The 22,174-nt window shown below is 68.1% G+C and carries 27 protein-coding genes; 12 read left to right on the top strand and 15 right to left on the bottom strand.

What is annotated here, in order from left to right:
• Positions 1 to 98 precede the first annotated feature (98 nt).
• Entirely contained in the window at positions 99 to 692 is a 594-nt protein-coding gene (locus tag AC3WOE_RS04965) for a GAF domain-containing protein (protein WP_492688704.1), read from the top strand.
• A gap of 9 nt (positions 693 to 701) precedes the next feature.
• On the opposite strand, the gene AC3WOE_RS04960 is transcribed toward AC3WOE_RS04965, so the two are convergent.
• The 5 genes from AC3WOE_RS04960 to AC3WOE_RS04940 form a co-directional block, all read right to left on the bottom strand.
• A complete protein-coding gene (locus tag AC3WOE_RS04960) occupies positions 702 to 1,286 on the bottom strand; it encodes a hypothetical protein (protein WP_492688703.1) in 585 nt (194 codons plus the stop codon).
• A 35-nt stretch (positions 1,287 to 1,321) separates the two neighbouring features.
• Positions 1,322 to 1,921: a 3-keto-disaccharide hydrolase gene (locus tag AC3WOE_RS04955; protein ID WP_492688702.1), complete on the bottom strand. Its 600-nt coding sequence runs from the start codon at positions 1,919 to 1,921 to the stop codon at positions 1,322 to 1,324.
• Positions 1,922 to 1,983: 62 nt separating this feature from the next.
• Positions 1,984 to 2,610 (bottom strand): gluconate 2-dehydrogenase subunit 3 family protein, encoded by a 627-nt coding sequence (locus tag AC3WOE_RS04950; protein WP_492688701.1) that lies wholly within the window; start codon positions 2,608 to 2,610, stop codon positions 1,984 to 1,986.
• A 2-nt stretch (positions 2,611 to 2,612) separates the two neighbouring features.
• Complete coding sequence (locus AC3WOE_RS04945; protein WP_492688699.1) at positions 2,613 to 4,409, bottom strand: GMC family oxidoreductase; 1,797 nt, start codon at positions 4,407 to 4,409, stop codon at positions 2,613 to 2,615.
• A 51-nt stretch (positions 4,410 to 4,460) separates the two neighbouring features.
• A complete protein-coding gene (locus AC3WOE_RS04940; RefSeq protein WP_492688697.1) occupies positions 4,461 to 5,822 on the bottom strand; it encodes an MFS transporter in 1,362 nt (453 codons plus the stop codon).
• 151 nt (positions 5,823 to 5,973) lie between these two features.
• Here AC3WOE_RS04940 and AC3WOE_RS04935 point away from each other — a divergent pair, with 151 nt between their 5' ends.
• Complete coding sequence (locus AC3WOE_RS04935; RefSeq protein WP_492688696.1) at positions 5,974 to 7,068, top strand: 6-carboxytetrahydropterin synthase; 1,095 nt, start codon at positions 5,974 to 5,976, stop codon at positions 7,066 to 7,068.
• On the top strand, positions 7,065 to 7,694 hold the full coding sequence (gene queE, locus AC3WOE_RS04930) for a 7-carboxy-7-deazaguanine synthase (protein WP_492688694.1): 630 nt from the start codon (positions 7,065 to 7,067) through the stop codon (positions 7,692 to 7,694). The genes AC3WOE_RS04935 and queE overlap by 4 nt, the downstream gene beginning before the upstream one ends.
• On the opposite strand, the gene AC3WOE_RS04925 is transcribed toward queE, so the two are convergent.
• The 6 genes from AC3WOE_RS04925 to AC3WOE_RS04900 all read right to left on the bottom strand — a co-directional run bounded on the left by AC3WOE_RS04925 (position 7,695) and on the right by AC3WOE_RS04900 (position 12,397).
• A complete protein-coding gene (locus AC3WOE_RS04925) occupies positions 7,695 to 7,994 on the bottom strand; it encodes a hypothetical protein (RefSeq protein WP_492688693.1) in 300 nt (99 codons plus the stop codon).
• Between the two features lie 67 nt (positions 7,995 to 8,061).
• Complete coding sequence (locus AC3WOE_RS04920; protein WP_492688691.1) at positions 8,062 to 9,204, bottom strand: GRAS family protein; 1,143 nt, start codon at positions 9,202 to 9,204, stop codon at positions 8,062 to 8,064.
• A 134-nt stretch (positions 9,205 to 9,338) separates the two neighbouring features.
• A complete protein-coding gene (locus AC3WOE_RS04915) occupies positions 9,339 to 9,668 on the bottom strand; it encodes a nuclear transport factor 2 family protein (protein ID WP_492688690.1) in 330 nt (109 codons plus the stop codon).
• Positions 9,669 to 9,715: 47 nt separating this feature from the next.
• Positions 9,716 to 10,438 (bottom strand): DUF1223 domain-containing protein, encoded by a 723-nt coding sequence (locus tag AC3WOE_RS04910; RefSeq protein ID WP_492688689.1) that lies wholly within the window; start codon positions 10,436 to 10,438, stop codon positions 9,716 to 9,718.
• Between the two features lie 94 nt (positions 10,439 to 10,532).
• Positions 10,533 to 11,201 (bottom strand): OmpW/AlkL family protein, encoded by a 669-nt coding sequence (locus tag AC3WOE_RS04905; RefSeq protein WP_492688687.1) that lies wholly within the window; start codon positions 11,199 to 11,201, stop codon positions 10,533 to 10,535.
• Positions 11,202 to 11,227: 26 nt separating this feature from the next.
• The gene (locus AC3WOE_RS04900) at positions 11,228 to 12,397 is read right to left on the bottom strand and encodes an SGNH/GDSL hydrolase family protein (protein ID WP_492688685.1); all 1,170 of its coding nucleotides are present in this window, start codon (positions 12,395 to 12,397) and stop codon (positions 11,228 to 11,230) included.
• 440 nt (positions 12,398 to 12,837) lie between these two features.
• On the opposite strand from AC3WOE_RS04900, the gene AC3WOE_RS04895 reads away from it, so the two are divergent.
• From AC3WOE_RS04895 to AC3WOE_RS04885, 3 genes are all read left to right on the top strand, one after another.
• Positions 12,838 to 13,152 carry a nucleotide pyrophosphohydrolase gene (locus AC3WOE_RS04895; RefSeq protein ID WP_492688683.1) on the top strand — a complete coding sequence of 105 codons (315 nt, stop codon included), beginning with the start codon at positions 12,838 to 12,840 and terminating at the stop codon, positions 13,150 to 13,152.
• 13 nt (positions 13,153 to 13,165) lie between these two features.
• Positions 13,166 to 13,810, top strand: coding sequence for a 3'-5' exonuclease (locus AC3WOE_RS04890; RefSeq protein ID WP_492688681.1), 645 nt, complete (start codon positions 13,166 to 13,168; stop codon positions 13,808 to 13,810).
• A gap of 91 nt (positions 13,811 to 13,901) precedes the next feature.
• Positions 13,902 to 14,420 (top strand): GNAT family N-acetyltransferase, encoded by a 519-nt coding sequence (locus AC3WOE_RS04885; protein WP_492688680.1) that lies wholly within the window; start codon positions 13,902 to 13,904, stop codon positions 14,418 to 14,420.
• Positions 14,421 to 14,478: 58 nt separating this feature from the next.
• On the opposite strand, the gene AC3WOE_RS04880 is transcribed toward AC3WOE_RS04885, so the two are convergent.
• Entirely contained in the window at positions 14,479 to 15,522 is a 1,044-nt protein-coding gene (locus AC3WOE_RS04880) for a hypothetical protein (RefSeq protein WP_492688679.1), read from the bottom strand.
• A gap of 122 nt (positions 15,523 to 15,644) precedes the next feature.
• Between AC3WOE_RS04880 and AC3WOE_RS04875 the strand changes: the two genes are divergently transcribed.
• The 4 genes from AC3WOE_RS04875 to AC3WOE_RS04860 all read left to right on the top strand — a co-directional run bounded on the left by AC3WOE_RS04875 (position 15,645) and on the right by AC3WOE_RS04860 (position 17,725).
• Positions 15,645 to 16,613 carry a helix-turn-helix transcriptional regulator gene (locus AC3WOE_RS04875; RefSeq protein ID WP_492688678.1) on the top strand — a complete coding sequence of 323 codons (969 nt, stop codon included), beginning with the start codon at positions 15,645 to 15,647 and terminating at the stop codon, positions 16,611 to 16,613.
• A gap of 92 nt (positions 16,614 to 16,705) precedes the next feature.
• Complete coding sequence (locus AC3WOE_RS04870; RefSeq protein WP_310267133.1) at positions 16,706 to 17,014, top strand: ElaB/YgaM/YqjD family protein; 309 nt, start codon at positions 16,706 to 16,708, stop codon at positions 17,012 to 17,014.
• Between the two features lie 10 nt (positions 17,015 to 17,024).
• Positions 17,025 to 17,414, top strand: coding sequence for a phage holin family protein (locus AC3WOE_RS04865; RefSeq protein ID WP_492688677.1), 390 nt, complete (start codon positions 17,025 to 17,027; stop codon positions 17,412 to 17,414).
• Positions 17,411 to 17,725, top strand: coding sequence for a hypothetical protein (locus AC3WOE_RS04860; protein ID WP_492688676.1), 315 nt, complete (start codon positions 17,411 to 17,413; stop codon positions 17,723 to 17,725). Before AC3WOE_RS04865 ends, AC3WOE_RS04860 begins: the two co-directional genes overlap by 4 nt.
• Here the strand turns inward: AC3WOE_RS04860 and AC3WOE_RS04855 are convergent.
• The 3 genes from AC3WOE_RS04855 to AC3WOE_RS04845 all read right to left on the bottom strand — a co-directional run bounded on the left by AC3WOE_RS04855 (position 17,722) and on the right by AC3WOE_RS04845 (position 19,059).
• On the bottom strand, positions 17,722 to 18,138 hold the full coding sequence (locus tag AC3WOE_RS04855) for a GFA family protein (RefSeq protein ID WP_492688674.1): 417 nt from the start codon (positions 18,136 to 18,138) through the stop codon (positions 17,722 to 17,724). The genes AC3WOE_RS04860 and AC3WOE_RS04855 overlap by 4 nt on opposite strands.
• A 14-nt stretch (positions 18,139 to 18,152) precedes the next feature.
• Positions 18,153 to 18,737 carry a cob(I)yrinic acid a,c-diamide adenosyltransferase gene (locus AC3WOE_RS04850; RefSeq protein WP_492688673.1) on the bottom strand — a complete coding sequence of 195 codons (585 nt, stop codon included), beginning with the start codon at positions 18,735 to 18,737 and terminating at the stop codon, positions 18,153 to 18,155.
• Positions 18,738 to 18,801: 64 nt separating this feature from the next.
• Complete coding sequence (locus AC3WOE_RS04845; protein WP_492688672.1) at positions 18,802 to 19,059, bottom strand: hypothetical protein; 258 nt, start codon at positions 19,057 to 19,059, stop codon at positions 18,802 to 18,804.
• Between the two features lie 58 nt (positions 19,060 to 19,117).
• Between AC3WOE_RS04845 and AC3WOE_RS04840 the strand changes: the two genes are divergently transcribed.
• Both AC3WOE_RS04840 and AC3WOE_RS04835 read left to right on the top strand, forming a co-directional pair.
• Complete coding sequence (locus AC3WOE_RS04840) at positions 19,118 to 20,524, top strand: FAD-binding oxidoreductase (RefSeq protein WP_492688671.1); 1,407 nt, start codon at positions 19,118 to 19,120, stop codon at positions 20,522 to 20,524.
• 207 nt (positions 20,525 to 20,731) lie between these two features.
• Positions 20,732 to 22,165 (top strand): cytochrome P450, encoded by a 1,434-nt coding sequence (locus AC3WOE_RS04835; RefSeq protein ID WP_492688669.1) that lies wholly within the window; start codon positions 20,732 to 20,734, stop codon positions 22,163 to 22,165.
• Positions 22,166 to 22,174 lie beyond the last annotated feature (9 nt).

The following is a 22,174-nucleotide window of genomic DNA, read 5'->3' as shown; positions in this document are numbered from 1 at the left end:
CGGCTGTGCATGAAATCACCCGACAGCACCGTCGGTTACTCGACTGACGACGGGCTCAGCGAGGATGATGGCGTCACTTCCCCGTTGGAGTCGCTCGCATGTCGTATCTGGACCCGATGGATCAGCAGGCGCTGGACGTCAAGATTTCGGAACTGCTGGTCGCCACCGCCGACAGCCATGACGCCGCCCTGGACCGGCAGATCACCGACGTGCTGCTGATGCTGCGCAAGCAGCTGCAGATGGACGTCGTCTTCGTGTCCGAATTCGTCGATGGCGAGCGCGTATTTCGCTTCGTCGACGGCGGTGAGGCCATCGGCCTGCACATCGGCGACGCGGCGCCGCTGGAAGAGAGCTATTGCCAGCAGGTGGTCTCGGGCCGCATGCCCGAGCTGGTGCCGGACGCCCGCGTGCTGGTGCAGCGCGGCGAGTTGTTCGACCCCGGCATCCCCGTCGGCGCCCACCTGAGCACGCCGGTCGTCCTGCCCGACGGCCGCGTCTACGGCACGGTCTGCTGCTTCAGCGCCGAGGCCCAGCCCGACCTGCAGCAGAGCGCCCTGGCCTGCCTGCGCCAATGCGCCCGACTGGTGGCCCGCAAGGTGGATGTCGAGCCGCGCATGGACTTCGCGCCAACCCAGGTGGAATGGCAGGCAACCGAGCCCGCGCCTTTCCCGGACATCTTCGGCAAGGGCTGATCGCGACCGCTATTCAGCCGAACGCCAATAGGACTGGAATCCCATGCCGCCCACCTGCGCGTTGGCGGGCAGTTGCCATGCGGCAACCAGGGCCAGCACGAGGTTCACGCCGAAGGTCGCAGCGCTGAGGCAGGAGACGAAAACCAGCCATCCCGACTGGAGGCCGGTGCTCAAGACAAACAGCAGTGGCCCCAAGGCCATCAGCAGGAATGGCAGGACGAGCACGGCCAGATAGTGCGATCTGCCCAGCTTGTCGGAGTAGCCCGTGTACAGCAGCAGCCTCGACGGCCAGAAGCCCAGCGTGGATAGCCGGTAGCGCCCGGCTGGTGGATGCGCCGCGATCTGCAACAGCGGTCCCATCACGACCGTGGTGATGACGACCGGCAGCACGAGTTCAGGCTCCGCAAAAGCGATCTCGAAGGCCGGCGTCAGGACGATCCAGCACACAAACAGCAGCAACGCGAGGGCGATGCCTATCGGATAGGCCGCCAGCTGGAATGCCCACATGGGCAGCATGCGCAGGCGCTGCCACTGGCCGCTCGCCAGTTCGGCAGCGGTCAGCGAGTCCGGAGGCGGGCCGAGGCGTAGACGCATGGAAAGGCTTGCCCCCGCCTAAGGTCGCGCCGAGATCAGGGCAGGACCCTGACCTTGATGTTCCGAAAGTGCACCGTGCTCTCGGGGTCGTGGCCCTGCAGGGCGAAGGTGCCGCTGGCGAGATACCGCTGCTCCAGACCCTTCTTGCGCACGAGGGGCGACTCCTCGGTGTAGTCGGCCGTCTTCTCGTTGCCGACGAAGGTGGTGACATGCTTGCCGTCGACGCGAATGGTCAGCGTGAACCACTGGCCGTCGGGGGCGATGACCTTGGGAAAGTCCTGCACACCCCACAGGCCGCCGGTGCGGCTGGGGTCGCTGTGGGAGTTGTTGACCTGCACCTCGTAGCCCAGGTTGGGCCAGCCAACCTCCTGCCACCTCGTGTGGAAGTAGACGCCCGAGTTGGCCTTGGGGAAGGTCATCACGTCGGCCTTGAACTCGAAATTCTTGAAGTCGTGCTGCTGCACCGGGCCGACATAGAACAGATGCGAGCGCGGCCCCTGCACGACGATGGCGCCGTCCTTGACGCTGAAAGACCCCGGCGCATCGCTGGCGCGCCAGTGGTCCAGGGTCTTGCCGTCGAAGAGCAGCTTCCAGCCGGCCGCCGTCTCCTCGGCGGTCAGGGCGTTGAGGTTCATATCGGCAGCATGAGCAGCCGTGGCAAGTGCGAGGCTGGCAGCGATTGCGGTGACTTGGCGCATCAGGAGACTCCGACAATTTGCAGGACTTTGAGGGGCGGGCCGTCGAAGCTGACGGAGGGCACGTTGCCGACGAAGCCGAGGTCATTGCTGCCCTCGGGCGTCGTATAGAAGCCGCCCGCCGTCAGGTCGCGAAAGCGCCTGAAGAAGCGCGCGGCAGCGGCATGTTCCGGCCTGGCCTTGGCGGCCAGGCAGATGTCGTCGGCGATCTGCGATTGCTGGGCGACATCCAGTTCGGCAAACGGCTTGTGGAAGCGCGAACGACTTTCGGCATCCAGCCAGGCCAGGCCGGGGACGATGACGTCCTTGTCCCTGACCTGGTCGGGGTAGGGCGCGCTGATCCACTCGTCGATGAAGAGATGGACCTTGAGCTGGGCGGCGCTGGGCGAGCGCTCGTCGGCCGGGATGATGAGGCCGCACAAGGCCTGGGCCGTGCGCGACTGCTCAGGCGTGAAGGTCAGCGGCCACAGCTCGCCGCTGCGGTAGCTGGGCGTCAGCTTGGGGTCGGTGCCATAGCCCTTGCCAGCCTTGCCGCCCGAACGCTTGGCTGGCGTGGCGCCGGCGGACACCTCGGCGCCCAGGGCCGCGCTGGCCGCCAGCATCCATTGCAATGTCTGTCTGCGGTCCATGTTCAGAGCTCCTTGCGGCGGAAGCGTTCGGCGATGTGGTCGGCCTGGCGCCAGGCCAGGGCCATGATGGTCAGCGTGGGGTTCTTGTCGGCGTTGGACGCGAAGGGCGCGCCGTCGGACAGGAAGAGGTTGGGCACGTCCCAGGTCTGGCCCCAGCGGTTGGTGACCGAGGTGCGCGCATCGGCGCCCATGATGGTGCCGCCGACCTCGTGGATGATGGAGCCGCCCGGCGCGATGGCCTTGGCGCCGTCCAGCTCGGGTCCGCCCTGCACGCGGCCGCCCATCGCGGTGACGATGTCGGCGAAGGTCTTCTGCATGTGAGCGGCCTGCCGGGTCTCGTGCTCGGCCCACTGCCAGTGAAAGCGCAGCACCGGGATGCCGAAGCGGTCCTTCACGGTCGGGTCGATCTCGCAGAAGGACTGCTCGTTGGGGATCATCTCGCCGCGGCCCGAGAAGTAGACGAAGCTGCCGTAGAGGCGCCTCACGTCCTGCTTGAACCTGGCGCCGTAGCTGCCTTGCGTCAGCCAGTCCAGGCCCGCGCCGGTGCCCGAGGTGGGCATGCGTTTGCCGGTGCTGATCTCGATGTGATAGCCGCGCGGAAAGCCCAGCTTGTTCGCCCAGTCGCGGCCCTGCTGCTGGTAGAGCCACCAGGGCGCATAGGCATGGCCGCCGCCGGCGCCGTCCTCGTTGTGGTCGGGCAGGGACTCGAGGCCGGGAACCTGGCCGGACAGGTCGCTGCCCACCGTGTCCATGATGTAGTGGCCCAGCTTGCCACTGGAGTTGGCCAGGCCGCCGGGCTTGCTGTTCAGCAGGATGCGCACCGACTCACAGGCGCTGGCCGCCAGCACGACGGCGCGGGCCTTGGCCTCGATGTGCTTGCCGGTCTTGCGGTCGACGAAGCGCACGCCGCGGGCCTTGCCGTCTTTCGTCGTCACCTCGTAGACCATGGCGTCGCAGAGCACGTCGAGGTTGCCGCTGGCCAGGGCCGGCGGCAGATGCACGGCCGGGCTCTGGTAGGTGGCGCCGATGCTGCAGCCGCGGCCACAGGGCGTGGCCCAGAAGCAGGCGGCACGGTCACGCATGGCCTGGGCCACCAGGCCTTGGGCGCGCGGGTTGCCGGGATGCAGCAGGGCGGGGATGCGGGCGTCGTCGAGCTTCCTGGTCAGCACCGCGCGGTGGATGGGCACGACGGGCACGCCCAGGGTCGCCGCATGCTTCTTGATGAGGCGCTCGCCGACACGCATGGCCGGCGCCGGCAGCAGGCAGCCGTCGGGCGAGTCAGGCGTGTTCTCCAAGCCCTCCTTGCTGCCGTAGATGCCGACCAGCATCTCGACCTTGTCGTAGTAGGGCGCGACATCCTCGTAGGCGATGGGCCAGTCGAAGCCCAGGCCATCGCGGCTGTGGGGCTTGAAGTCGTAGGGGCCGTTGCGCAGCGAGATGCGGCCCCAGTGATTGGTACGGCCGCCCAGCATGCGGGCCCGCCACCAGTCGAAGCGCTGCTGCGGGTCAGCCGAAGCTTGCGTGTAGGGCTCGCCCGGCACCTGCCAGCCGCCGTCCACCGTCGCGTCGTAGAAGCCGAAGGGCTTGTCCGGTGTGCCGGCACCGCGCAGCGGTGCGTCGGCGCTGGTCTGGAACATCGGCGTCTCGGTGCGGAAGTCGTAGTGGCGGCCGGCCTCCAGCATCAGCACCTTCACGCCTTCGAGGGCCAGCGTGTAGGCCGTCTGGCCCCCGCCGGCGCCCGAGCCGACGACGATGACGTCGTAGTCCTTGGCCATGTTGCGCGTCGTCACGAAACCCATGCACCTCTCCCGGGGAAGACGGCGCAGTGTGCCACCACCGAGAAAGCGTTTTCATCTCGTCGTGGGTTGGGCCCGTGGGCTGATCAGCGCAGCCGCCGTCACCAGGCCCAGGGCCAGCAACAGCACCGGCAAGACCTGGCGCGTCACCGGGTCGAAGAGCAGGCCAGCCAGGGCCAGGGCGGCGCTGCTGGCCAGGGCGTCGCTGAGCTGCAGGGACGAGGTGTTGCTGCCTTGGCTGGAGGGCGGCGACAGCTTCAGCAGCAGCACCGACAGGATGGGGAAGGACAGGCCGATGCCCAGGCCAACCACCGTCCAACCCGCAAAGACCAGCGCCGACGGCAGGTCGAACAGGACCGGCGTGATGACGATGACAAGGCCGAGCACGGTCAGGCCGAAGCCGCCGGGCAGCAGCAGGCGCCGCGACTCGGGCCGGTGCACGCGAGCCTGCAGGGCGCTGCCTATGCTCCAGGTCACCGCGCCGGCGCTGAGCGCCATGCCGGCCTGGGTCAGGCTCCAGCCGAAATGCTGGGTCAGCAGCAGCGGCAGGAAGGCTTCCGCGCTGGCGAAGGTGGCGGCGATGAGGCCGCGCAGCAGGATGACGGTCGGCAGGCCCCGCGCCGCCCGCAGCGTGCCGGCGGGCAGCAGCAGGCGGGCGGCAATGCCGGCCACCACCAGGCCGGCGCCAAACAGCAGGGCCGCGGCGCTGCCGGTCTGCTGGCTGGCGCTGTGCAAGGTCAAGGCCCCGACGCTGGCGAGCAGGGCCCAGCGCATCGCCCCCCAGCGCAACTCCTCGCCCGTGCCCGTGCCCACGCGCTTGAGGGCCGGCAGCACCAGGGCCGCCGCCACCGGCACCGCGGCCGCCACGGCCAGGAAGACAGAGCGCCAGCTCAGGAACTGCACGAGGAAGGACGCCAGTGCCGGCCCGACCAGGCCGGGCACGACCCAGGCGCCGGCGAACATCGCGAACATCTTGGGATGCAGCGGCGGCGGCACGACCTGGCCGACGCCGACATACAGGGTCACCCCAAGCACGCCGCTGCCCAGGCCCTGCAGGGCGCGGCCCAGCACCAGCACCGGCATGGACGGCGCGAAGCCGGCCAGCAGCAGGCCCGCGAGGAAGGCCGCCAGGCCGGCCAGGGCCGCGCGGTAGGGGCCGCGCTTGTCGCAAAGCTGGCCGGCCGCCGTCATGCCCAGCACCGAGGTCGCCAGCGTCGCGCCGAAGGCCAGGGCGTAATAGGGCAGGCCGTTCAGCGCCTCGGCCACGGCCGGCATGGCGGTGGCAACGGCAATGGACTCGAAGGCCAGCATGGAGATCAGCGCAATGGCACCCACGCAGGCGGCGCTGCGGCCTGGGGCGAAAAGGCTTTGGGATTCGGCGGGCGCGGTGTCGGTCACGGGGTCGGCGAGGTTCATGTCAGTGGCGCCCGGCCGCCCGAAGCCACTGAGCGCCCCCTCGGGGGGCAGCTCGCGGCGCGAGCGTGGGGGCAGTTGTTTCAGCGAGGCTAAAAGCTCAAGCCCACTTCAAGTCAAGCAGGGTCAAAAGTCGGCGCGCGACAATCGGGGCATGTCAGTTTCCGTGTTGCACTGTGCCTCAGCCGGCTTCGAGTCGGCCTGCCGCATCCCCGCCCTGCCCGCCTCGCATCGCAGCCATGGCCTGCATGGCCACAGCTATTTCGCCACCGTCCGCACGGCACTGCCGGCGAGCTGGGCGGCTTTCCCCGGCGGCGAGGTCGAGGCGCTGCGCGCGCGCATGGCCGACACCGTCGCACCGCTGGACCATGCCCTGCTGAACGACCACCTGGCCGAACCCACCGACGAGAACCTGGCCCGCTGGGTGCGCCAGCGCCTGCAAGTGCCCGGCATCGTGCAGGTCGGCGTGCAGAGCACCACGCACAGCGGCGTGGACCTGGACAACGCCGGCCATGCCCATGTCTGGCGTCGCTATCGCTTCCAGGCCGCCCACCAGTTGCCCAACGTGCCGGCCGGCCACCAATGCGGGCGCATGCACGGCCATGGCTTCGAGGTCATCCTGCATGCCAACGCGGACCTGGGCGAGCGCGACCTGTCCATCGACTACGACCACCTCGACGAGGTCTGGGCGCCGATTCACTTCGAGCTGAACTACCGATGCCTGAACGACATCGCCGGTCTGGAGAACCCGACCAGCGAGAACATCTCGGCCTGGCTGTGGCAGCGCCTCAAGCCCGAACTGCCCGAGCTCTCCTGGGTGACCGTCTACGAGACCGGCTCCAGCGGCGCCAACTTCAATGGCAGCAGCTACCGCATCTGGAAGGAAATGACGCTGGACAGTGCCGTTCGCATGAAGCAGGCGCCCGGCGGCCATCCTCTGGCCGGCATCCACGGCCACACCTTCACCTTGCGCCTGCACCTGGCCGCGCCGCTGGACCAGGTGATGGGCTGGACGGTGGACTTCGGCGATGTGAAGACGCTGTTCAACCCCCTCTTCAAGCGGCTGGACCACCACCCCTTGTTCGAGATCGCCAATCTGCCCGACGGGGATGCCGCTTCGATCGCCGCCTGGGTGCTGCGCGAAGGCGGCGGCGTGCTGCCGCAGATCGACCGCGTGGACCTGTACGAGACGCGCGGTTCGGGTGCCATCGTCAGCCGGGCTGACTCTGAAGAACTGATTCCCGTATGACGTACTCGGTCAAGGAACTCTTTTTCACACTGCAGGGCGAGGGCGCCCAGGCCGGCCGCGCGGCCGTGTTCTGCCGCTTTGCCGGCTGCAACCTCTGGACCGGCCGCGAGCAGGACCGCGCGACGGCGGTCTGCACTTTCTGCGACACGGATTTCGTCGGCACCGACGGCGTGGGCGGCGGCAAGTTCGCGACGGCGGATGACTTGGCCGATGCGATTGCGAAGCAGTGGCCCGGCGGAGGAAAACCGTATGTGGTCTGCACCGGCGGGGAGCCTCTGCTGCAGCTGGACACGCCGCTGATCGACGCCCTGCACGCCCGCGGCTTCGAGGTCGCCGTCGAGACCAATGGCACCCAGCCGGCGCCGCCCGGGCTGGACTGGATCTGCGTCAGCCCCAAGGCCGATGCGCCCCTGGTGCTGACCTCGGGCCATGAGCTCAAGCTGGTCTACCCGCAACCGCTGGCCCAGCCGGAGCGGTTCGCGCAGCTGGACTTCCAGAACTTCTTCCTGCAGCCCATGGACTCGGTGCTGCAGCGCGAGCACACCAAGGCAGCCGTGGCCTATTGCATGGCCCATCCGCAATGGCGGCTGTCGGTGCAGATGCACAAGGTGGTGGGCATCGCCTGATCAGCCTTGCTCGACGGCGCCGCCGAACACCCTCAACAGCAGGGCGGTGACGAAGTAGACCGTGGTGAAGACCGCCACGGCGCCGACCAAGACGAGCATCGCAAGAAACAAGTAAGCCTCGTAGCCACCGGCCTCTGTCGCACGCGACAGGGCCCGTGTGGCGAGCACGCTGGGCACCGCCACCAGGCCAGAGATGACCAGTTGGACGATGGCCAGCCTCTTCCTGGCCTTCCAGGCCAGCATGGCCGGCCAGACGGCCAGCAACAGCACGACGAGCACCCCTTGTAGCGAGAAGTTCATGAAAGGCTGTTCCTTCTGAAACGGGCATGAGGACCTCATTCTTACCCGCGGCAACAGCCGGTGCCGCTCAGTGCAATGCACGCTGCGGCCGCGCGCAGAACAGGGCCACCACCGGCTCGCCGCCCGCCTCCAACGAGCAGTGATAGGTGCGACGGCGCAGACGCACCGGCCCCCGGGTCGTGCCAACAGCCGCAGCGGCCTCGTCGATGCTCACATCGAAGCCGGCATCGGCGAGGCGACGCAGCCATTGCGAGGCGGACTCGTGGCGTTCGCTGCGATGACCCTCGGCCTGGCCGAGGATGTCGGCGATCTCGCGGCCGAAGAAGCCGACCTTGAGGGCGTCGCGATCGGCCTGCGCCAGGTCCAGATGGTCCAGTGTGTCGAAGACGGCACTGAAATGCGCGAAGCAGTTGCGAAAGCGCGGGTAGAGGGCCGTCTCCAGGTGGTCGACGTCGGGCTCGGCCAGCACCAGCAGCGCGGGGTCGAGCTCGTGCAGGCGCTGCAGCACGCATTGGCGCTGGTCGCGGCCCTGGTCGTCGTCGTCGATGTGGTGGAGTGCGAAGCTGGCGTTGACGATGGGCGAGGCGCCGGCACAGGCCGCACGGATCAGCGCCCAGGCCCCTTCTTCCAGAGTTTCGACGCTGCCCAGCACCGGCAGCATGCGCATCGCCAGACCGAGTTCGCGACCGGCCTGCTGCAGTTGTGCGTGCGCCATCTGCAGCGCGACCTCGGCCGGCTCAATGCCGATGACGGTCAGCTCGCGCAAGCCTTGGGCGGCAAGCGTCGGCAGCAATTGCAGCAGTTGCCGGCCGGTGCCGATGCCAACGTCGATCAGCACGGCACTGCGCATGCCACGGCAGGCCTGGGCAATGGCCTGGTTGCAGACCGTCGTGGCGAGGCCGACGAAGGGCAGGGCGCGGCCCAGCAGGTTGAACAGCTCGATCTGGGTCCTGTCGTAGCGCCGCAGATAGAGATTGGCCTGGGTGGCCGTGCGTCCGTCCAGGCGCTGCGCCAGCGCGGCGCCGAACACATAGAGGCCGACATGGCGTGGGTCGTCGGATTGCTGCAGGCCATCCAGCCATTGCTGCAGGCCGGCGCGCGCACTCGGGCTGCGGGCTTCGACGGCCCGCGCCAGGCGGTGCAGTTCCTCGACCTGGGCGTTGAAGCGGTTGCTGGGGCGGAAGGCGGTCGACGTGGTGGCGAGTTGCATGGCAGGCATCCGAAGGCTGTTGGAATGCCCTCAGTCTGCAAACGCCAGGTTTCAATGCGGCTGCAGCCGGGTGAGCCTTGGGCTGCATTTGTTATGCGGCCCGGAAACGATTGAAACCTGCGCGCCGCACCCCGCTAGAAGAACCAGACCGTCTGGATCAGCCCGTCCTTCACCTTGTACACGGCAATGGCCTCGACCACCCCTTCCCGAAGGCCCGTGACCTGCTCGTGATCCACGACGATGTCGCCGGACACCATGCGGTTGACCACCCGCGCATGCAGCTCGGGCAATGTGAAGCGGTTCTTTGCGTAGTGCGCAGTGAACGCCGGTTTGCCTGACAGAAGCGGCTCTGCCGCGGGTGCCACAAAGACCTGGACGTCCTGCGCGTACTCGGCCGCGAAACGCTCGATGTCACGGGCGTTGTAGGCCTCGAGTTGGCGCTGCACGGGTTCGATCGGATTCATTGCCTGCTCCCATGCCCGACGGGGCAGACCCCATGGTAGGACGCCGTTCAACAACCCATCTGCACCGCCTGCAAGACGCCACCATCGCGAACGTCGACCGCCACGGCGATCCAGCGGCTCGGATGGCCGGATTCGCCGGCTGTGACCGGGACTGACCAGTCCTTTCGACCTCCACCCTCCCACACCGGCAGCCGCATGTACTCCCGCACGACGCTGTCGTGGTTGAGCGTCTCGCCGCGGTTTTCGCCGGCGCGGACGCGGGTCTGGTGGCCGTCCTCGACGCGCGCCCACCAGAGCTGGATGCGCGAGGGCGCGCCGGCCAGGGCCTCGGCGCTGAGCTTCAGTTCACCGCTGCCTTGGCGGCTCCAGGCCAGGCGCACGCGCGCCGTCTCGGTGCCGGCCGCGGGCAGCGAAGCCCCGCGCCAGTCCCTGCCGTTGACGACGAGCTGCGGCGTGTAGGCATAGCGCGAGCCATTGACGCCCACGCCCTGCTTCTGCCTCTCGGTGTAGGCCGCGCTGGAGAAACGGTCCGGCCAGCCCAAGCCGTTCCAGTAGTCCACATGGAAGGCCAGGGAGATGACGCCGGCCTGGCCCTTGAGCCCGTTCAGCCAGCGCTCGGCCGGCGGGCAGGAGGAGCAGCCCTCCGAGGTGTAGAGCTCGACGAGGCGCGGCACGATCGCACCGCTTTGCACGGTGGCGGCAATGGGGCAGGTCTGGGCGAAAGCGAGGGCAGGCATGGCCAGCACGAACAGCAGGGTCAACAACTTCATGCGACTTCGGTCGCCGTGACCCGCCGGAACCTGACAGCCGGGCAGAAAAAAGGGAGCCCGCAGACTCCCCTTTCACTGTCAGGCCAAAGCCCGATCAGAAGCGGTAACCGATGCCGAACTTGATCGACACCGGGTCCAGCGTCGTCTCGATGGTCTGGCCCGTGGACAGGCTGCCCGTCGTCTTGATGAATGTCTTGGTGACCGACAGGCTGGCGGACCAGTCCTTGGTGATGTTGAAGGCACCGCCCGCTTCCATCGTCGTGCCGAAGCGGCTCTTCATGGACAGCGTCGTCGGGTTGCTGGGCGTGCCGCCGGTGATGCCGGACAGCACGGCGGTGGCCTTGGGCTTGAAGAAGTAGCCGTAGGTGACGCCCGCGCCGACGAAGGGGCGGAACGTGCTGTTGGCGTCCCCGAAGCGGTACTGAGCCAGCAGCGTCATCGGCAGCGACTTGACGGTGCCGAGCTTGCCCACGCCTTCGATGGCACCGGCGCCGACGACATCGTGCTTGAACGGCAGCGCGATCGGCAGATCGATGCTGATGTTGTCGGTCCAGTAGTAGGTCACGCCGCCGACGAAGGACGAAGCCTTCTTCACGTCGACCTTGGTACCGGCCAGGCTGGGGGCGGTCAGGTCACCGCTCTCGACATGGGGGGTGATCTGGGCGGCGCCGCCGTAGACGACGATGCTGCCAGCCGATTGAGCGAAGGCACTGCCGCTGGCGATGAGGGCAGCCGCGGCACCGAGGAGGAACTTGGTTTTCATGGGTTGTCTCCGTGTCGAGGCGCGCTTTACAGCCAGCCCTTGGTGGCCAGGGACTTGGCGATGAGTTGCTGGGTCAGCTGGTGGCCATAGGGCGTCGGATGGAAGCTGTCGGAGAAGGCATAGCTCTTCCACCAGTCGGCACCCCCGCTGACACCGGCGGGCGGCGCAGCGGACAGGGCCGCGGCCGTGCAAGCCGGGAAGTTGTAGGTCGGCAGGCCATCGCTGCCGACACCGACGATGGGGCAGGCCGGCGTCTTGACATTGCTCAGGCCGAACTGGGCCGGCGTCGAGACCTGGTCCTGGAAGGCCTTGTAGAAGTCGACGACGATGACGTTGTCATTGCCGGCGAACTTGGCGGCCAGCTCGGCGTTGAAGGCCGTCATCCAGCCCTGGAACACGGCTTGCGACTGCGCGCGCGCCGTGGCGCCCGCCGTGCCGCCGCCGCTCGCCGCGGCGATGCTGTCCAGCACCATCTGGAAGCGCGGCGTGAAGCTCACGTCGGGCATGTTCATGACCACGACGTGGGTCGCGCCCTTGTCGAGCACGCTGGCCTTGATCTGGGCGTAGAACTTGTCGGCCAGGGCCGTCATGTAGGCGCCGCCGATCTGCGCCGTCGTCGTCGCGCCGCCTTGCAGGGCTGCGCCGATCTGGGCCGGGGTCAGCAGGGTGCCGAGCAGGGCCGAATAGGTCTTGGCACCGTCCTTGGGGATGGTCAGGTAGGCACCGACCAGGTCGGCCGCGTCATTGCCACCACCGTCGATGATGACCAGGTCGCTGGCCGTGTAGCTGCCGGCCGCGGCATAGGTGGCCATTTGCGTGCCGACGTTCAGCGGATTGGCAGCGCCGCCCGCGCCCGTGTAGGTGATGCGGCCGCCGCCGATGGAGAAGTTGGTGCAACCCGTCTTGGCCGTGTTGGCCGCGAAGGTGGTGCCGGTGAAGACGAAGAAGTTGCACAGCGTCTGGCCATAGTTGGCCGCGATGCGCTCGACGTAGATGAGGTTGTCCGGGCTCTGGACGGTGAACTTGTAGCCGAAGGTGCCGCTGTCCTGGATGCTGTCGCCGAAGACCTTGACCGAGGTCAGGGAGACCTTGGGCGTCGTGTCGGCCGTAGCGCCGCCACCGCCACAGCCGGCCACCAGCATGCTGCCCAACAGCGCCACCGAGGCGGCAGCGATCCGGGTGAGGAAGGGTTTCATTGTTGTCTCCTAGGCGACACCGCTACAGCACGGCGCATTCAAATCGGGAGCGCAACTCTATCTGCAGCTTTTTAGAACGGTCGTTCGTTTTTCCCCTTGGTACGAGTAAAGAAACAACGCTGAAGGCTTGGGGAAGGGCAGGTCTGGGCAAGTCTGTGGACGGCGCTGGGACAACACAGCAGATATCCACAGGCCGAGGGCCGCCGGCGAAGTTGTTCCCAATCGCGGGTCCACTCGTCCGGGGGGTGGCGCACAGGCTTGTGCGACATCCAAGCGCTTGTGCCCTAAGGATTTTTTTCCCTTGTCCACAGGCTGGACGGCCCTCTACTACCACGACCACTTTGAAATCTTGAATACAGTTTGGAATACATCGGACAACTTCCGCGACCTGTACTTCCGCTGCGCGCCCAGCCTCAGGGCGACCGAACCTTCCACCATCCATGGACATCACCGCCCTGCAGCAGCGCCTGCGCCGCTTTGCCGACGAACGCGACTGGCAGCCCTACCAGACCCCCAAGAACCTTGCGATGGCCATGACGGTGGAGGCCGCCGAGCTGCTGGAGATCTTCCAGTGGCTGACGCCCGAGCAGTCCCTCAAGCTCGACGAAGACCAGCGCCGCCATCTTGGCGAGGAGCTGTCGGACGTGCTGCTGTATCTGGTGCAGATCGCCGATCACGGCGGTGTCGACCTGGATGCCGCCGTCGAGCGCAAGCTGGCGATGAACGCCATCAAGCACCCGCCCAAGCAGTCTTGAGGAGGGGTTGCTGATGGAAACCATCGCCGTCATCGACTTCGAGACGACCGGCCTCGCGCCGACCACGGGAGGCCGGGCCACCGAGATCGCGGCCGTGCTGGTGCGAGGCGGCGAGGTCGTGGACGTCTGGAGCAGCCTGATGAACAGCGGCGCCTGGGTGCCGCCGCAGATCCAGGCCCTGACCGGCATCACGAACGAGATGCTGGCCGGCGCGCCGGATTCGACTGACGTCATGCGCGAGCTGGCCCGCTTCACGGCGGGTTGCCCGCTGATGGCGCATAACGCTTCCTTCGACCGGGGCTTCTGGCAGGCCGAGATGGAAAGAGCTGGTGTGGCGCGGGACCCGGCGCATGAATTCGCCTGCACCGTGCTGCTGTCGCGCCGCCTCTGGCCCGAGGCCAGGAGCCATGGCCTGGGCGCGATGACGCAGTTCCACGGCCTGAGCTTCACGGGCCGGGCCCACCGCGCGATGGCCGATGCACGCGTGACGGCGGAGTTGTTACTGAAGGTTCAGCAAGAGGTCGCGCGGCGCTTTGCGCTTGACCTCGGCGACGCAGCCGTCGACCATGCGCTGATGCAGCAGCTGCAGAGGACGCCACTGCGCTGGCTCAGGCGCGGTCTCGTTGAGCATGTGAAAGCGCAAAGAATGACTGCCTGAGCGCAGGAAAAATTTCTGTCAAGAGCTGACGCTATGGCATTGGGCAAGGACAATCGCGCCCTTTCGTCCCGTGCCATTGCTCAAGAGTTCCATGTCCGTGATCCAGGTTCGCCCCGCCACCCTGCGCGATGCCAAGGCCATCGCCGAGATCCATGTCGCTTCCAGCCAGGATGCCTACAAGGCCCTGCTGCCCGCTGCCGCGTTGGATGCAATGTCGGTGCAGAAGCGCCAAGCCTTCTGGCGCGAGGCCATCGACCTCTGCGAGCCGCAGGTCATCGTTGCCCATCTCGACAACAAGATCATGGGCTTCGCCGGTTTCGACCGCTCGCGCGACAAGGGCACGCCCGCCACGACCGGCGAGGTCTGGGCGCTGTTCGCCGACCCGGTCCACTGGGACAAGGGCGTGGGCCTGGCGTTGTGGGATGCCACGCGCGACGGCCTGCAGGAAGAAGGCTGCACCAAGGCCACGCTGTGGTGCTATCTGCGCAATGAGCGCGCCCTGCGCTTCTTCGAGCTGGCCGGCTTCAAGCGCGAACTCGGCAGCGCCCGCACGACGGAAGTCGGCGGTGCCCGCGTTGAAGAAATCCGCCTGCATCGTTCCCTCGTCTAAGACGATCGCGCTGTGAGCAAAGCGCCCCGCGGGGCGCTTTTGTCTTGAGGCCGCCAGGTCAGGCGGCGTAGCCGCCCGAAGCCAGGGCCCAGCCGTCAGTGGCGTCGTCGTGGCGCTGGATGTGCACGGGGCTGAGCTTCTTGGCGGCGGCGCGTTCGACGAGGTTCTCGGCCTGCTCGGCCGTCAATTGCAGCGCGAAGCGGGTCCAGCGCTTTTGCACCAGGGGCAGCGCCCAGGCGTCTTCCAGCGCCCAGCGGATCTGGTGAGCCTCCTGCAACTCGGCCGCGGCCAGCACGCGCGGCGCCAGGGCCAGCAGGAAGCGGTTGAAGTCGGTGCGCAGCGCATCCGTCGGCAGCAGGGCTTCCAGGCGGCTCAGGCGGGCGCTCCAGCCCGGCGTCGCGAGCTGGCGGGTCACCAGGGCCTGCAGGGCCTGGATGGGGTTGAAGAGGCGCAGGCGATTCGGTGGCAACACGCGCAGCGGAATCTGGGCGGCCTCCTCATGGCTCAAGGGCGTGACGAAGCTGGCCAGGACGGCCAGGCGATCCCATTCGGCTTCGGCCAGGCCGCCGATGCGGGTGATGGGGCCGGCGGCGCAGCTGGCGGCCATGTCGACCAGGGCGGTGTGGCCGCGCTGGCCCTTGGCCTGGTTGGCGCGGCGGCTCATGACGGCCAGGTTGCCGGCGGCATAGCCGGCGTCGTCGCGAACGCGGTCGATGCTGCGGCTGTCGTCGTCCAGCAGTTCGCGGGTGATGGGGCAGTGGGTGGTGTCGAGCTGGGCCAGGTGATGGGGCGTCAGCTGGATGTCCTCGAAGCTGCGGCCGCGGGCCCAGGCATGGGTGCGCAGGTCCAGCCAGCGCTCGACCTGGGCGTTGGCCGGCGTGCGCACCGGGCGGCCGCGGGCGGCCATCCAGCCGCGCTGCAGCGGCGACTGCGGGTAGAGGTGGGCGATGGGCGGGGTGACGCCATGCAGGGCGTAGTCGCGGCCCAGGGCCAGGCCGGTGCGCTCGTGGGCGCTGATGCTGGCGGGCGCGTCGTCCATGTCCAGGTCGAACTGGACGAGGGCGGGGCGGGTAGCGATCTGGGTGTTGAGAACGGCTTGCATGGCTGACTCCTGTCGTTGGGCTCGCCGATGAAGTTCGCGGGCCTTGGAAAGCAGTCTCCGAGCTAGCTGGCTCATGAGATGATCCACCTCGAAAACACTGTAAATATTTTCAGCTCACGCCCATGGACCGCACCGAACGCTTCTACAAGATCGAGCAGCTGATCCGCGCCCGCGGCTGCGTGTCCTTCGCGACGCTGATCGAGGCCCTGGAGGTATCGCCGGCGACGCTCAAGCGTGACCTGGCCTATCTGCGCGAGCGCATGGACGCGCCCATCGAGTACGACGCCGCCGACAACGGCTACCGCTTCGGCGAGCAATGGCGCGGCGGCAAGCATGAGTTGCCGGGGGTCTGGTTCAACGAGGCCGAGCTGCATGCCCTCTTGACCATGCAGCAGATGCTGGCGGGGCTGGACGAGCAGGGCGTGGTCGGCCGCCATCTGCAGCCCATGTTCGACAAGATCACCGGCATGCTGGGCGTCGATGCGGCCGAGGCGGACGAGCTCAGACGCCGCGTCAGGCTGATCGGCACGGCGCGCCGGCGCGTGGCCAGCGACAGCTTCGAGACCGTCGGCAGCGCCGTCGTCAAGCGCCGTCGCCTGGCCATCCGCTACCGCAAGAAGCGCGACGCCGTGGGCAGCGAGCGCGAGGTCTCTCCGCAGCGCCTGGTGCACCACCGCCACGCCTGGTATCTGGACGCCTGGTGCCATGCCAGCGACGCCTACCGGCGTTTCGCCCTCGATGGCATCGAGGCCGCAACGCTGCTGGAGACCGCCGCCAAGCCGGTGCCGCTGGCCGAACTGGAAGCCGAGCTGGACCAGGGCTATGGCATCTTTGCCGGCGGCACGCCGCGCGAGGCCGAACTCGTCTTCAGCACCGAGGCCGCGGCCTGGGTGTCGCGCGAGGAATGGCATCCGGCCCAGCAGAGCGAATTCCTGGCCGACGGCCGCTGGCGGCTGCGCCTGCCCTATGTGGACGACACCGAGCTGCTGATGGACCTGCTGCGCCATGCTGGCCAGGTTGAGGTCGTGGCGCCGGCGGCGCTGAAGGAGGCGTACGCGGCTCGGCTGAAGCAGGCTGTCGCGGCTTTGTAGGACAAGCGCGCTTCGTTTGCGGTACGTCATGTGCGCGGCATTCAATCGCGTTAGGCTCGTCCCGTGTTTGATCCCCGACCGAGGAGCCAGCGATGAGTGACGCAACCCAGGCGAAGGAAAAATTGGCCTCTGATTTCCGCGCGGTGATGGATGACATCGACGCGCTGATGACGGCCACGACGAACAAGGCGGATGGTGAGGTCAAGGCCTTGCGCGCCCGCATCCAGGACCGCTTGTCCGGTGCCAAGGAAAAGCTGCTGGACGCCCAGCATGAAGCCATCCAGCGGGCCAAGGACGCTGCGACCGCCACCGACGACTATGTGCACGCCAACCCCTGGCAGGCCATCGGTGCCGCAGCCGCTGTCGGCCTGGCGCTCGGTGTCCTGATCGGCCGCCGCTGAGCCCGCGGTCTTGAGCGACGCCAAGGGACCTGTCTCCGCGCCGCTGCGGCGGCTCGGGGTCTCGTTGCTGACGCTCGGCCGCATCCGGCTCGAGTTGTTTGCCATCGAGGCCCAGGAAGAGAAGGAACGCATTGCCAGCCTGCTGCTGTGGGCCGTGCTGGGCGCGCTGCTGGCGGGCTTTGGCCTGCTGATGCTGCTGGTGCTCGTCACCGTGGCGTTGTGGGACACCCCCTACCGGATGGTGGCCCTCGGCGGTGGCACGGCCGTGCTGGTCGTGGCGGCCGTGGTGGCCGTGCTCAAGGTCAAGAAGCTGATCGACCAGCCGGCCAGCCTCTTCCAGTCCAGCATCGGTGAGCTGCGCGCGGATGCCGATGCCTTGCGCCGCCGGGCCGGGCCATGATCCCCCGCATCCCGGATGACCCGGCCTTGCGCGCCCAGCGCAAGGCCAACCTGCTGCTGGCCTCCGAAGTGGTGCGGGGCCAGGCGGCCCTGTCGGTCGACGACCTTGGAGAGCGCGCCGACGGCTGGGTGCGGCGCATCCTGAGCTGGCGCGACCTGCTGACCAGTCCTGCCGTTCTCGCGGCAGCCGGCGGTGGCGCCGCCTTCTTCGCGGCCTCCGGAAAACAAGGCCGGGGCAAGCTCTGGCGCGGCCTGCGCTGGGCCTGGCTGGCCTGGCGCATCTGGAGCGGCCGCAACAAGAACAAGGCTTAGGCGAGCGGGCTGTCGCGGCCCCGCGTGTGGGCCGGCACGGCGTCCAGTTCGCGCAGCCAGGGCATGGCCGAGTCGTGCCAGACCTGCAGCACGGGCTTGAGCTGGGCGCGTTCGTTGACGCAGCCCAGGCGGATGTTCAGCGTCTTGGGCGTGTCCGCCTCGGTGGCGAACAGCTGGGTGCCGCAGTCGCCGCAGAAGCATTGCGCCCGGCGGTTGCCGCTGGCGGCCACCTTCACATAGTTCTTGGGTGTGCCTTGCAACTCGACTTGCTCGACGGGGATGGGCACGACGGCGCGGAAAGGCCCGCCCGAAATGATCTGGCAGTCGGCGCAGTGGCAGGCAAAGACCCTGGCGGGGTCCGCCTCCGCCGTGAATCGCACGCTGCCGCAATGGCATTGGCCGGTGATCTTCATGGGGCCTCCTCGTTTCAGTTTTCTGCGGCGTCGAGCCTTTTCATGCGCTCACTCTGCCAATAGACATCGTCGCCGCCCAGGCCGTCGAGATTGGCGCGATTCAGCACGCGGGCCAGCACAAAGAGCAGGTCGGACAGGCGGTTCAGGTACTGGCGCGGAGCGGCGCGCACGGTCTCTGCCGAAGCCACCTGGATGACGGCGCGCTCCGCACGGCGGGCGATGGTGCGGCAGACATGGGCGATGGCCGCGCTGCGCGTGCCGGCCGGCAGGATGAATTCCTTGAGGCGCGGCAGATGCTCGTTGTAGTGCTCGAGCGCTTCGTCCAGGCGCAGTACGGCGGCATCCTTCAGCAGCGCACCGCCCGGCCAGGAGAGTTCGCCGCCGAGGTTGAAGAGCTCGTGCTGGATGGTGACGAGCAGGTCGCGCACGTCGTCGGGGAGGGGTTCGGCCAGCAGCAGGCCGAGGTTGGAGTTCAGCTCGTCGACGTCGCCCATCGCCTGCACGCGCAGATGGGTCTTGGGCACGCGGCTGCCGTCGGACAGGCCGGTGGTGCCGTCGTCGCCGGTGCGGGTGGCGATCTGTGAAAGTCGGTTGCCCATGGTGGCAGTGCGGGTCGGTGGTCGGACCCGCATCCTGCCTCAAATGACGGGCTCAGTGCCCCGTTCAGTGCCGATGCCCGCTGCGGTGGAAGGCTGGCTTGTGCGCCGGGGCATCGTGCGGCCTGAAGCCGCTGGATGCCGTCCGGCGCTGTGCCGGCGGGGCATCGTGAGGCGGCGGCGGGCCCTTGAAGACCTCGCGCCAGCGCGCGGCCAGCAGGTCGAAGCGCACGGCCCCGAAGGCGATCAGGGCCACGGCGACGATGAGCACGAGCAGGAGCAGGTTGGGGTCCATCGAGGTCTCCCAGGTTTGCTGTGTGCCCATGCTGTCACTACCGCGGCGTCACTGCAACACAATCGACGTTCGATCCCCGGAGTTGGCCATGAACGCGCCCGAATCCTTTGCTCCCACGCCCGCTCTGCCCGCTGCGCTGCTGGACGCCCTGCGCAGCGAATTCGCCGAACGCTGCTCGACGGCCCTGGCCGTGCGCGAGCAGCATGGCCGCGACGAATCCGTCTTCGACGTGCCGCCACCCCAGGCCGTCGTCTTTGCCGAGAGCGAGGCCGAGGTGGCGCGCCTCGTGGCGTTGTGTGCGGCTCACCGCGTGCCCGTCATTCCCTATGGCGCCGGCTCCTCGCTGGAAGGCCATCTGCTGGCCGTGCAGGGCGGCATCAGCCTGGATGTGTCGCGCATGAACCAGGTGCTGCGCATCGCCGCCGAAGACCTGACGGTGACTGTGCAGCCCGGCGTCACGCGCAAGGCGCTGAACGACGCGCTCAAGCACGAAGGCCTGTTCTTCCCCATCGATCCGGGCGCGGATGCATCGCTGGGCGGCATGGCGGCCACGCGCGCCAGCGGCACGAATGCCGTGCGCTACGGCACCATGCGCGAGAACGTGCTGGGCCTGCGGTTTGTTGCGGCCAGCGGCGAGGTCGTGCGCAGCGGTTCCCGTGCGAAGAAGAGCAGCGCCGGCTATGACCTGACGCGGCTGCTCATCGGCAGCGAAGGGACGCTGGGCGTCATCACCGAGCTGACCGTCAAGGTCCATTCCCTGCCCGAAGCCGTGTCGGCCGCGGTCTGCTTTTTCCCCAGCATCGACGCGGCCGTGCGCACGGCCATGCAGATCATCCAGATCGGCGTGCCCATCGCCCGTTGCGAGCTGCTGGACGCCAATGCCATCAAGGCCGTCAATGCGCACGACAAGCTGGGCCTGAAAGAGGCGCCCATGCTGCTGATGGAATTCCACGGCAGCGAGGCCGGCGTGGCCGAGCAGGCGGCCGTGGTGCAGGAAGTGGCCGCCGATCATGGCGGCGAAGCGTTTGAGTGGGCCACCACGCCCGAGGCCCGCACGCGGCTGTGGACCGCCCGCCATCACGCCTATCTGTCGGGCCTGCAGATGCGCCCCGGCTGCCGCGCCGTGACGACGGACACCTGCGTGCCCATCTCGCGCCTGGCCGAGAACATCAACGCGTCCATCGCCGAAGTCGAGGCCGCCGGCCTGCCTTACTTCATCGTCGGCCATGTCGGCGACGGCAATTTCCACATGGCCTATCTGCTGGACCCGGTCGACCCCGCGGAACTGGCGACGGCCGAGCGCCTGAGCGCGCAGATGGTGGCGCGGGCAATTGCGCTGGAGGGCACCTGCACGGGCGAGCATGGCATCGGGCTGCACAAGCAGGGCTTCTTGCTAGACGAGACCGGTGAAGAAGCGGTGGCGCTGATGCGGGCGGTGAAGCAGGCGCTGGATCCGCTGGGCATCCTCAATCCGGGGAAGATCTTTACGGGCTGAGGTGAATAGACAGGTGGCGCGCGTGGGTGGATTTCCTCAAGCCAGCGCAGGGAGTGCCCGATGCCGCGGTATGGCTGAATCACGATGAGGGGTCGCCCTCTTCGCCAGAAGGATGAGCCTGCGGCTGGGCGGCGGCTGTATTTGAGGTCGGACAGCCTCCACAAACTGAACGAGGTCGAGACAAGGCGGGCCTCCTAAACTGCCCCGATGGACACCCTCGCCGCCCCTCCCGTTGGCGCGCTGCGCCAGTTCGACGATTTGCCTGGCCCGCGCGGCGTGCCGGTGTTCGGCAATCTGCTGCAGATTGACTCGTCGCGGGTGCACCAGCAGGCCGAGGCCTGGTGCGAGGAGTTCGGGCCGGTCTTCAAGCTGCGCCTGGCCAAGCGTCGTGTCGTTGTCGTCGGCGACCATGAGCTGATCAGCACCGCACTGCGCGATCGCCCCGACGGCTTCCGGCGCACGCAGCGGCTGGAAGACGTGGGCCGCGAGATGGGCCTGAACGCCGGCCTGTTCGGCTCCAACGGCGAGGCCTGGAAGCGCCAGCGCCGCATGGTCATGGCCGGGCTGGACCCGGTGCATGTGAAGCGTTACTACCCCTTCCTCATGCGCGTGGCCGAGCGCCTCGTCGGGCGCTGGCAGGATGCCGCGCGCGAAGACCGGCGCATCGTGCTGCAGGCCGACCTGATGCGCTTCACGGTGGACGCCGTGGCCGGCCTGGCCTTTGGCGAGGACGTCAACACGCTGCAGTCCGACGAGGATGTCATCCAGCAGCACCTGAACCGCATCTTCCCGATGCTGTTCAAGCGCATCTTTGCGCCGCTGCCGCTGTGGCGCTGGTGGCCTTCGGCCGAGGACAGGGCGTTGACGCGAAGCGTGGCGGCGGTCAACGAGGCCGTACAGGGCTTCATCGCCAAGTCCCGCGCCCGCATGGCGGCCAACCCGGCCCTGGTTCAGGAACCGACCAACCTGCTCGAAGGCATGCTGGTGGCCGCCGACGAACCCGGCAGCGGCATCGACGACGAGCAGGTGGCCGGCAATGTGCTGACCCTGCTGCTGGCCGGCGAGGACACGACGGCCAACACGCTGGCCTGGATGATCTGGCTGCTGTGGCGCCACCCCGAGGCGCTGGCCCGGGCGCGTGAAGAGGTCGACCGCGTGCTGGGCGATGCGGCCCTGCCGGGCATCGAGCAGCTTGGCCGGCTGGACTACATCGAGGCCTGTGCTCACGAGACCATGCGCCTGCGACCCGTCGCGCCGCTGAACGTCATGCAGGCGATGCACGACACGCGGGTCGGCGACGTGCTGGTGCAGGCCGGCATGATCGTCATGGCCGTCATGCGCCGCGACGCCACCAGCGAAAAGCACCTGGCCGACCCGTCTGCCTTCGACCCTTCGCGCTGGCTGCAGGACGCCAGGCAGGCCGGCGCGGCCAAGCGCCTGTCCATGCCCTTCGGCGCCGGGCCGCGCATCTGCCCGGGCCGCTATCTGGCGCTGATGGAGATCAAGCTGGCGATGGCCGCGCTGCTGCGCCACTTCGACATCGCCGGCGTTGACACGCCCGACGGCCAGGCGCCGCGCGAGCATCTGCAGCTGGCGATGGGGCCGGTGGGCCTGTCGATGCGGCTGCGGTTGCGCGCCTGAATGAAAAAC

Source organism: Roseateles sp. FW305-36 (assembly GCF_058787015.1).
Note: the sequence above shows the minus strand (reverse complement) of the source record. Positions and strands in the feature narration are given on the sequence as shown.